Annotated in this window: 9 protein-coding genes; 4 read left to right on the top strand and 5 right to left on the bottom strand. The window is 71.3% G+C overall.

Annotated features, from left to right (window positions below):
* Positions 1-147: 147 nt before the first annotated feature.
* The 3 genes from WME97_RS14600 to WME97_RS14610 all read left to right on the top strand — a co-directional run bounded on the left by WME97_RS14600 (position 148) and on the right by WME97_RS14610 (position 3451).
* The gene (locus tag WME97_RS14600; protein ID WP_437552508.1) at positions 148-1749 is read left to right on the top strand and encodes an FG-GAP repeat domain-containing protein; all 1602 of its coding nucleotides are present in this window, start codon (positions 148-150) and stop codon (positions 1747-1749) included.
* Between the two features lie 63 nt (positions 1750-1812).
* Positions 1813-2322 carry a hypothetical protein gene (locus WME97_RS14605; RefSeq protein ID WP_437552509.1) on the top strand — a complete coding sequence of 170 codons (510 nt, stop codon included), beginning with the start codon at positions 1813-1815 and terminating at the stop codon, positions 2320-2322.
* Positions 2323-2371: 49 nt separating this feature from the next.
* Complete coding sequence (locus WME97_RS14610) at positions 2372-3451, top strand: hypothetical protein (protein ID WP_437552510.1); 1080 nt, start codon at positions 2372-2374, stop codon at positions 3449-3451.
* A 67-nt stretch (positions 3452-3518) separates the two neighbouring features.
* Here the strand turns inward: WME97_RS14610 and WME97_RS14615 are convergent, their stop codons facing one another.
* On the bottom strand, positions 3519-4664 hold the full coding sequence (locus WME97_RS14615; RefSeq protein WP_437552511.1) for an FAD-binding oxidoreductase: 1146 nt from the start codon (positions 4662-4664) through the stop codon (positions 3519-3521).
* Between the two features lie 145 nt (positions 4665-4809).
* On the opposite strand from WME97_RS14615, the gene WME97_RS14620 reads away from it, so the two are divergent.
* Positions 4810-6009, top strand: a complete 1200-nt coding sequence (locus tag WME97_RS14620) for a hypothetical protein (protein WP_437552512.1) — start codon at positions 4810-4812, stop codon at positions 6007-6009.
* Positions 6010-6175: 166 nt separating this feature from the next.
* Here the strand turns inward: WME97_RS14620 and WME97_RS14625 are convergent, their stop codons facing one another.
* The 4 genes from WME97_RS14625 to WME97_RS14640 all read right to left on the bottom strand — a co-directional run bounded on the left by WME97_RS14625 (position 6176) and on the right by WME97_RS14640 (position 9415).
* Positions 6176-7543 (bottom strand): MFS transporter, encoded by a 1368-nt coding sequence (locus WME97_RS14625; RefSeq protein WP_437552513.1) that lies wholly within the window; start codon positions 7541-7543, stop codon positions 6176-6178.
* A 238-nt stretch (positions 7544-7781) separates the two neighbouring features.
* On the bottom strand, positions 7782-7928 hold the full coding sequence (locus tag WME97_RS14630; RefSeq protein ID WP_437552514.1) for a hypothetical protein: 147 nt from the start codon (positions 7926-7928) through the stop codon (positions 7782-7784).
* Between the two features lie 294 nt (positions 7929-8222).
* Positions 8223-8936, bottom strand: a complete 714-nt coding sequence (locus WME97_RS14635; RefSeq protein ID WP_437552515.1) for a formylglycine-generating enzyme family protein — start codon at positions 8934-8936, stop codon at positions 8223-8225.
* Entirely contained in the window at positions 8933-9415 is a 483-nt protein-coding gene (locus WME97_RS14640; protein ID WP_437552516.1) for a CoA-binding protein, read from the bottom strand. Before WME97_RS14640 ends, WME97_RS14635 begins: the two co-directional genes overlap by 4 nt.
* Between the last annotated feature and the right edge of the window lie 17 nt (positions 9416-9432).

Consider the following 9432-nt stretch of genomic DNA (forward strand, 5'->3'; position numbering starts at 1 on the left):
CGCCATTTCGCCCGCGTGTGCGCTGCGCCCGGGACACGGGGCGCGCGTGGCGCCTGCAAAGGCGCGAGCGGTGCCCCTGTGGCGTGATGGAGCCGATGCTGTCGATCTATCCTCCGGTCCGTGGCGCGGAAGAGCCCGAGCGTTGCGATGTCGACCGTGGCCCTGTGGCTCGCGCTCCTCTCGCCGTCGGGCTGCGCCACGGGGGCAGGGCGCGCGCCGCTGTCCGAGCCGACGCCATCGCAGGCGCGGGCGGCGACGCTTGTCGCTCCGAGGCGCCTGCCGTACCGGACGGAGCCGGGCTGGCGGTCCGCCGATCAGGGCGCGGACTCGATGGGGATGGCGCTGGCCGACATCAACGGCGACGGGTTCAAGGACATCGTCATCGCGAACGGCAATGACCTCGCGACGAAGCCCGTCGTCGTTTACTACAACGACGGGACCGGCCGGTTCCCGGAGCAGCCCAGCTGGTCGTCGCGGGATCTCGAGTACAACACAGGGCTCGCGGTGGGGGACATCGATCGCGATGGCCGGATCGACGTCGCGGTGAGCGTCGGCCCCATGCCTCCTCGGGATGTGAAGCAGGGGCACGTCAAGGTCTATCGCAACCGCGGCGGGGCGCTCGAGCCGTCGCCGAGCTACCGCAGCGGGGACAGCTACTCGAGCGTCGGCTGCGCGCTGGGCGACATGGACGGCGACGGGGATCTGGATCTCGCGGCCTCCGTCGCGTTCGAGGAGGGCGTCGCGCCGGGCCCTGCGCGGATCTACGAGAACGTCGATGGCGTGCTGTCCTCGCTGCCGGTCTGGAAGAGCGCCAGGGTCGACCACAGCTTCGGCATGGAGTTCGCCGACATCGATCAGGACGGCCTCCTGGATCTCGCCGTCGCGATGCCGGGCGTCCCGATCTTCCGCGCCGTGCTGCGCGATCGCGGCGTCGTCTCGCTCCCGCGGGAGCCGGGCTGGACGGCGAGCGAGTCGATCCGATACCCGATGTTCCTGGACGCGGGGCGACTCGGGGCCTCCACCGGGCTCGTCGTCTCGTACAGCGACTATGGCGCGAGCATCGGCCAGTCGGGCGGCGGGCGCGCGCCGAGCGCGTCCGCCGCGCCGGCGGCGGGCGCGGGGGATACAGGCGGAGAGGCGGCGGGCGGAGAGGCGGCCGGCGCGGGCGCGGCGAGCGCCAGCTCGACCCGCTTCGAGGCCTTTGCGCCGCGGCTCGCGCCGGGTCCGACCTGGCGGTCGGCGAGCACCGGCTGGGGGGCAGGCGTCGCGCTGGCCGACGTGAGCGGCGATGGCGTGCTGGATCTGATCGCGGGCCGCTGGGGTCCTGCGCCGCCGCCGAAATCGCTGGGCGCGCCGACGCAGATCTACCTCGGCCAGGGCGGAGGGTTCAGCCGGGAGCCCGTCTGGGTGTCTGCGACGAGCACCGTGCAAGAGGCCATCGCGCTCGCCGACCTGGGCCGCGAGGCGTTGCGGACAGCGACGGAGACGTTTCGCATCCAGCGCGAACGAGCCGTCGTCACGCTCTCTCGCCAGGTCATCGAGCAGATCGACGAGATCCGCCGCAATGGCGCGCTCGTCGCGCCGCGCGACGCCGCCTCGCTCCCTGGGGGGAGCTGGATCTCCTTCGCCCGGCGGCTCGTGCCTGGCGACGAGGTGCAGGTGCGTTACACGTACTCGACCGAGCTGGACATCGTCGTATCGAACTGCGATACGTCGAGCTATATCTACTATCACACGCCGCTCCGGTGAACGCCGTGCGGCGCCGCGCGCGAGCTCGTCGTCGCGTGCATCACCCCACCGTGGAGCGGCCCCATGTTGATGTTCTTCATCGCCGATCTCGCCCGCGATCCCAACCTGCAGGCGGCCTTCGCCGAGGATCCGGAGCGCGCCATGGAGGCCGCCGGCCTCTCCGATCCTCAGAGAGCGTTGCTGCTGTCGCGCGATCCGAAGCGCATCGCCGAGGCGATCGCGCTGGAGGTCGAGCGCCTGCCGGTGCGGTCGCCGGACCCGGTGGTCAACTGGATTGGCCCGGTGCTCCATGTCACCGCCGCCTACCCGCCCGCGGGCGTGGTGGGGCAGCGGGTCAAGCTGGTCGTGTACGGCACGTTCTTCGAGAGCGCCATGCAATGCTCGCTCATCCAGGGGCAGGCGGTGATTCGAGGGGTGGTCTCGAACGTGGTCACCGGGGAGAACTCGCGGATGGATGTGCAGTTCAACCTGGGCAACGCGCCCCCCGGCTGGTTTGGCGTGCAGGTGAAGACACAGAAGGCCGAGAGCACGCTGCCGAGGGCGTTCGAGGTGGAGCGCGCTCGCGTGCGATGAGCGGAGCGCCCGGCGCGCGGGGCGGCGTCGCCGCTCGGAGGGACGAGCCTTGATCGTCCCGCTCCCTGCGCTGATGGCGCCGGACGCGGCGCTGCTCCCGCCGGCGCTGGTCTCTCCGGCGGCGTGCTCGCGCCTCGCGGCGGTCGCGGGCGGCCTGCCCGCGGCGGCGTCCAGCGTCGCGGTCGAGTGTCGTCTCGGGGCGTCCGAGCGCGTCGATCTGCTGGTGTGTTTGATCGCGGCGGAGGGCGGCCACCGCGAGCTCGTGCGGCGGCGCGCCGAGCTCGAGCTGCTCTCGACGCCGGCGTGGGCGAGGGTCGTCGAGTTCTGCGCCGAGTGGGCGGACGCCGGCTCGCCGTTGCACCGGGGTGTCCCGCTGCTCTGGATCGAGCTCGACCTCCCCGACGCCGGCGCGCTGCCTGGACCCGTGCCGGCGCCGTACCCGTTCCCCTGCGTCGAGCCCGGGCTCGTGGGCGGCCTCGTGCCGGCGAGCCCCGGCGCGGCGGCTGGCGCCGCGCTCCCGGAGGGGGCGGGCGGCGCCGCGCTCCCGGGGCGGGCGAGCGTGATCCGGCGGGCGCTCGCGCTCCTGCTCGGCGAGCCCGTGCCGCCGGCGGTCGATGGCGCGTTGCTCCGGTGCCTCGCGCGGCTGCCGCCGGACGGGCGGGCGATGCACGTCGCGCCGCTCGCCGCGCGGGGGAGCGAGGCGGTCCGTCTGGTGGTGGCGATGGCGAAGGCCGATGTCCCTGCGTACCTGGCCCGGATCGGCTGGCCCGGGGCGCTCGCGGAGATCGAGGAGCTGCTCGAGAGCGTGGTCCCCTTCACGAGCCATGTCAGCTTCCACCTCGACGTCGGCGCGGAGGTGCAGCCCATGCTGGGCCTGGAGATCTCGTATCCGGTCGTGGATGTCCGCTGGGCGACGGTGCTCGATCGGCTGGTGGCGCTGGGCGCGTGTTCGCCGGAGAAGCGCGATGCGGTCCTCGGCTGGCCGGCGGAGGCGCGGAGCTGGCCGGGCCGCGGGTGGCCGGCGCGCCTCCGTCAGGGGGTCATGCTCAAGCTGGTCTCCCGGCCCGGCGTGCCGCTGGAAGCGAAGGCCTATCTCGGGATCACGCCCTACGTGGCGCTGTTTGGATGATCGGGTGAGACGGGCAGCAGCGCTCCTGCGATGGCGTGGCGTGCGGGCGGTGGCGCGATTCCCCGTCTCATGGAGGAAAGACCGCGCCGCGGTTCAGGAGCAGCGCTGGATCCTGCTGCGCCTTGAGGTCGCGGAGCGCCTCGTAGGTCTCGTCGCCGAAGCAGGCGCGGTAGGCATCGACGTCCCAGGTCGCCTCGGACTGGATGTACCGGCGGCAGCCGAGCTCGACGGCGTGTCGCGTGAGCTCCTCGGCGTAGGCGCGCAGCGGGCCCGCCGCGTCGCCGGGGGGCGGGCGCAGGGCGCCCCAGGAGCCGATAGCGAAGAACGGCTCGTCGCGCGGGTACACCAGCGGAGGCACGGGGCGCCGCTGGCGGATCGGGTACGCGTAGCGCCGGCGGTAGTCGAGGAGACCTGCGTGCGCCGCCTCGAGGGCCGCGATCCGCGCCTGCGCCACGGCGAGCCGCTTTCCCGGGGTGAACAGCGTGAACCACACGAGCTCTTCGGCGCGCTCGTGCTCGTCCGGCACGGGCCCTTTCAGCGCTTGCGACGCGGCGATGTGCTCCCGGGTGGCGCCGGCGCCGGTCGGGTAGGGCGGGGGATTCGCCCTGTCGAGCGGGACGAGATCGAGCGTCGCATCGGCGATGACGCCGAGCTGGCCCATGGCGCCGAACAGCCATGGAAAGAGCGCGTCGTCCCTGTCGACGCGGCGGAGCCGGCCTGTGCCGTCGACGAGCGTGACGGCCGCGACGTTCTCCCAGAAGCCCCCGTGCAGGCTGGAGCCCGGCCCGAAGCCGCCCGCGGCGACGAAGCCGGCGACGGAGGGCCCTGCGTGGCCGTCGTTCACGACGGGCACGGTGAAGCCGTGGCGCTCCACGACGTCGCGCACGTCCCAGAGGACGGCGCCCCCGCCCGCGGTCACCGTACCTTCCGCCTCGAAGCGGACGTCGCCGAGCCGCTCCGTGCGGAGGAGGAGCTCGCCCGCGCCGGGCAGCGAGGCGCCGTTGAGGCCGTGCCCCTGGCCGCGGATCCGCACCGGGACGCCGTGCCGGTGGGCCTTCCCGAGGGCGTCCGCGAGCTCGGCAGAGGAGGCGGGGGAGATCTCGCAGAAGGCCTCTGCGCTCCGCCGCAGACCGCCGTAATGAGATATGGGGCCTGAGATCACGCGCGGGGCGAACGCGGAGAAGAGCTCGCGGAGCTGCTGCGGGCGCTGCACGGCGCGACGCTATCACGTGGGTGGAATCCGGCGCAAAGGCGCGAGAGCGCCTCCGGGATCCGGCCGTGGGTGAGCCCTGCGCGTCGGGGCGACAAGCCCAAGGGGCAGCCCCACCGTGGTAAGCAAAGCGACGCCGAGGCGAACGATGAACGATAGAGAGCTCGAGGCCGCGTTGCGGCGTGATCCGTCCGATGCGCAGGCCTGGCTCGCGTACGCCGGGACGTTGACGGCGGCGGGTGATCCGCTGGCTGAGCTGATCGAATGGGAGCGGCGGGTGAGAGCCGACGAGGCGGGAGCGTGGCAAGCGCGGCGGAGGGCGCGGGACGAGCTGCGCGGGGCGTGGGGGCTGGGCGACAAGGATGGGGTCGACGGCGAGTTCGAGTGGGGGTTGTTCAAGGTGCGTCGGGTGAGGAAGCATCATGCGGCGTGCCTGTGGCGTCTGACTCGAGTACGGCTGCTGGACGCGAGCTCGCTGGAGCTCGAGCAATTGCCGCGCGCCGAGCTCGAGGAGTGCCTGGCTGCGCTCGAGTCGTTGAAGCCGCGACGGCTGCTGTTGTCCGATGCCTTGCTCGACGCAGGGGATGCGTTGACGCTGGCGCGAGCCCCCGCGGCGACGATGCTGCGGCAGCTGGTGCTGGAAGCGAGCGGCGCGAGCTTCGAGGGGGACGCCGTGATGGCGGAGCTTGCTCGCGTGCTGCCGAAGGAGGAGCTCGAGCAACTGGGGCTGTGGAATCTACGGATCGGGGACGCCGGGCTGGAGGCTTTGCACGGCGCGGGCGCCTGGCCGCGATTGCGCCACCTGTCGTTGGGCTTCAACGAGCGGGTGTTGAGTGGATCGCTGCGCACGCTGTTCGAGGGCGCATGCTGGCCCCGGCTGGAGCGGTTGGCGCTCGGCTGCGGTGAGGTGGACGCCAGCATGATGCCGCGTCTGTCGGGTCTGCCGCTGGCGGCACGGCTGCGCTCGCTGAGCTTGTGGGGAACTCCGGCGGGCCCGGCGTTCTGGCGTGACCTGGCGGAGAGCGCGAGCTGGGCCTCGCTGCAGCGGCTGAACGTGGAGGAGGGGGACTTCGATGACGCGGCCGCGTACGCGTTGAGTCACGCTCGAGATCGGTCGCTCGAGCTGCTCATGTCATTCTTCACGCCGCTCGGCGCGGACGCGGCGCTGTCGCTTCTGCGCGGCGAGGGGCTGCCGAACCTGCGGCTGCTGGCGAACATCACCTCCGCGACACCCGAGCAGATGGCGGCGCTGCGCGGCTTTGGTCAGCGGTTCACGCTGGGCAGCGTCCACGACTGCGGAACGCCTCAGTGGATCGTGCGCGATCACTTCGAGATGGAGCAGTGGTAGGTCCTCCGGGGCAGCGGCCGCGGGCGCGGTGACGTCCTGCGCCTTCACGGGCGGGCTCAGCGCTCGACTGTGGGTCGTGGAGGCCGGTGACGAGGCGCCCTGCGCTCCCGCCGGCGGGCGGCGCCGCGAGACCCTCGATGGTTCGCGGCGGTCACCTCGAGAGTGCTCAGCTCGCGCGCGCGAGGCCGACCGGGGCCGGGGCGCCGCTCTGGGCGAGCCGCTCGGCGAGCGCCTTGTCGTAGAGGGCCTGTTCGCTGGCCTTGTGGGCGGCCGTGAAGCGCACGAGGATCGCGCACACCGACGAGACGAGCGCGGCGAAGCCCAGCACCGCAAAGCAATCCTGGGTGTCGCCGACCGCCTTGAGCAGGAAACCCGCCGCGACCGCGCCGACGTTGCCGCCCGCGCCCACGATACCGGCGACGCCGCCGAGCGCCTTGCGATCGATGAAGGGCACGAGCGCGTAGGTGGCGCCGCAAGCCATGTGCGTGAAGAGCCCGAAGACGATCATCGCGAGCACCGCCATCCCCGCCGTCTGCATCCGGGAGAACCAGAGCAGGCCGAGCCCCTCGCCGACCATCAGCGCGAACAGGAGCGTCGTGCGGGCGTCCAGGCCCTTCCGGTGCGCCAGCCGATCGGAGAGCATGCCGCCCACGGCGCGGGCGAACAGCGCGAGGAGCCCGAAGCTGCCCGCGGCCATGCCCGCGGTCTGGAGATCCAGCTTGAAGCGGTCCACGAAGTAGCTGGCGGCCACGTTGTGCACGAAGAGCTCGATCCCGAAGCAGGCCCCGTACGTGACGAACAACATCCAGGACCGGTAGTTGCCCATCGCCGCCTTGAAGATCGCCCATCCGCCCTTTTTCCCGCCCTCGATCTCGACGCCCGCCGCGCGAAGGTCCTTGTAGTTCCCTTGCGGGCAGTCCTGGGTGTACTTCCAGTAGAGGACCGCGACGACGAGCATGAGCGCGCCCGGCACCACCATCGCGAGGCGCCAGCCGAGCGATGAGCTGACGCCCAGGCTCAGCACCGCCGCGAGCACCCAGGGCATGGTCGACTGCGTGACCCCCCCTCCGGCGTTGCCCCAGCCCGCGCTGGTGGCGTTCGCGGTGCCGACCACGTTGGGAGCGAACATGACGGACGTGTGGTACTGCGTGATGACGAAGCTCGCGCCGATCATGCCGATCAGCAGCCTGAAGAACAGGAAGACCTCATAGCTCTGCGCGAGCGCGATCCCGAGCACGGGGATGGCGCCGAGCGCCAGCAAGCACGTGTAGGTCGCCCGCGGGCCGTACTTGTCGCAGAGCGGCCCGATCACCAGACGACCCGCCACCGTGATGCCCACCGCGGCGATGTTGATGTTGGCGATCTGCTCCTTGGTCAGCCCGAATTCGCCCTTGATGACCGGCATCAGCGGTGCCACCGCGAACCACGCGAAGAAGCAGGCGAAGAACGCCAGCCAGGTCAGGTGGAATGCGCGCATCGCTGGAGTCGACAGCGAAAATAGCTCGATCTTGGTCGCCTTGGTAGCCTGGGTCATGGGTCCTCGTAAGTTGCAAGTTCTGAAGGACCTCGCGATGCGGCGATCGAGGCCTCAGGACGGATTCATAAAACAAGGACCGTAAATGAATCGTAAATCGTATGTTTCCGGTCGATGTCGAGCCAAAAATAGATTGTAGATCGTATGTTTCCGGTCGATGTCATGCCCCAGGTGGGTTGTCGACCGTATGTTTCCGGTCGATGTCCGCGCCGCGCCCATCACGGCGCGCTAGGCGCGCTCAGGGCGCCTGCTGGTCAGCGATCGTGAGCGGCGGACAGGCGTGCGCGAGGCGCGCCGGGCTCTCGCCTGCGTCGGACGCGTCCGTCTTGCCGGCGCCGTTCACGAGGTGTGCCGGCGGGAGGATGCCGGTGATGGCGACCGTCACCCAGCCCGCAACAACCTCGACCCGTCGGGCCGCAACCAAGGCGTCGGGGCCATGCATCGTACGGCCGCGGCCGGCAGAGGCGGGGATGAAGGATACGACCTGACCCAGGGTATGCCAGGCGCCCGCCGGGGACCACGGCAGGATGAGGGCGTTGCCACGCGGAAGGCACGAGCGTGCCGTGGACCGCGCAGGCTCGTGCCCGCCGCCGCGGCGCTGCTCGGCATCCCCGCGCCCCTCGGCATCCCCGCCCTCGCCGGCTTCACGCGATCTGCCCTCGTCTTGACGGCCTTCGCGTCAAACCGTCGAGACACAGAGGCGAAAGCCGATCGTGGTATGTCGCGCGATCTCGTGGCTCCAGTTGCGGTACGCGGACTGGAGCCTGCTCTCGATGCTGCGCCAGCACCCGCCTCGCAGCGGGCGCACCCGCGTCGCGCCGCCCACGCACGGATCGCGGCCGAGGCGCGTTCGTTCGAGGTGCGCGTCCGCGCGAAACGCGTCCAGGCACCAGCTCCAGACATTGCCAGCCATGTCGTGACAACCAAAAGGGCTCGCGCCGGCCGGGTGCGCGCCTGTCGGGCTCGGCCCGCCGCGATTCCAGTCCTCGGCGAAGCAGGCGCGTCGTTCGTCCGGGGGGTCGTCTCCCCAGGGATAGCGCCGCCCATCGAACCCGCGCGCGGCGAGCTCCCATTGCGCCTCCGTGGGCAAGGTCCCCCCGGCCCAGGCGCAATACCGCAGGGCTTCCGCGTAACTCACGTTCACCACGGGCCGATCGGGCGCGTCGAGCTCTGGCCGGCCCGCGGAGGGCGGCGCCGCGGCGCCCGTCGCCTCGGCGAAGACGCTGTATTCGGCGCGGGTGACCGGGTGCGCGCCGATCCAGAAGGGCGACAGCTCGACGGGATGCGGCGGGTTCGGCGCCTCGGATTCGAAGATCGGCGCTTGGCCCATCGTGAAGGTGCCGCCAGGGATCCACACGAGGCCGGAGGGCGTCGAGCGTGGGGCTGTTTTCATGGCGTCCGGGAGCTCGCCGCCGAGCGTTGTGCCTCGAATGGCTCGATGGAAGGCCACATCGACGCGCGCCGGCAGCCGATACAATCCTCCGCGACCGGAATCCCGGCGTCGAGCAGCCTGCGCGCCGCCGAGAGCTCGAGCAGCCCGGATTGGAACCACACCAGAGGCGGACGCAACACGAGCGCATCCTCGACGTGGAGCAGGAATTCCTCGGGCTTGCAGAAGACGTTCAGCACGTCGATGGGCGCGGGAAGCTCGATCAGGCGGCGGTGGACGGGCACGCCGAGGATCCGGGTCGCCTCGGGATAACGGGTCGGGACGGGGAGGATGTGGTAGCCGACCTTCTGGAGGTAAAGCGGGATCTGGTGCGCATCGAGGTCCCGCCGGCTCTCCGGCTTGATCCCCAGCACCGCGATCGAGCGCGCATTCCTGAGCGTCCGTTCCATGTCCGCGGTGCCGAGTAGAGGGACGTCGAGCATGTTCTGCGCCGTGGAGA

It is taken from the genome of Sorangium sp. So ce367, assembly GCF_051520455.1.
In the GTDB taxonomy this organism is placed as follows: Bacteria; Myxococcota_A; Polyangia; order Polyangiales; family Polyangiaceae; genus Sorangium; species Sorangium cellulosum_B.

Bases quoted from the DNA above. Each gene is read 5' to 3' on its own strand.
- WME97_RS14600 (WP_437552508.1), top strand. From the start codon at position 148: ATGTCGACCGTGGCCCTGTGGCTCGCGCTCCTCTCGCCGTCGGGCTGC.
- WME97_RS14640 (WP_437552516.1), bottom strand. From the start codon at position 9,415: ATGCTCGACGTCCCTCTACTCGGCACCGCGGACATGGAACGGACGCTC.
- WME97_RS14635 (WP_437552515.1), bottom strand. From the start codon at position 8,936: ATGAAAACAGCCCCACGCTCGACGCCCTCCGGCCTCGTGTGGATCCCT.
- WME97_RS14620 (WP_437552512.1), top strand. From the start codon at position 4,810: ATGAACGATAGAGAGCTCGAGGCCGCGTTGCGGCGTGATCCGTCCGAT.
- WME97_RS14625 (WP_437552513.1), bottom strand. From the start codon at position 7,543: ATGACCCAGGCTACCAAGGCGACCAAGATCGAGCTATTTTCGCTGTCG.
- WME97_RS14605 (WP_437552509.1), top strand. From the start codon at position 1,813: ATGTTGATGTTCTTCATCGCCGATCTCGCCCGCGATCCCAACCTGCAG.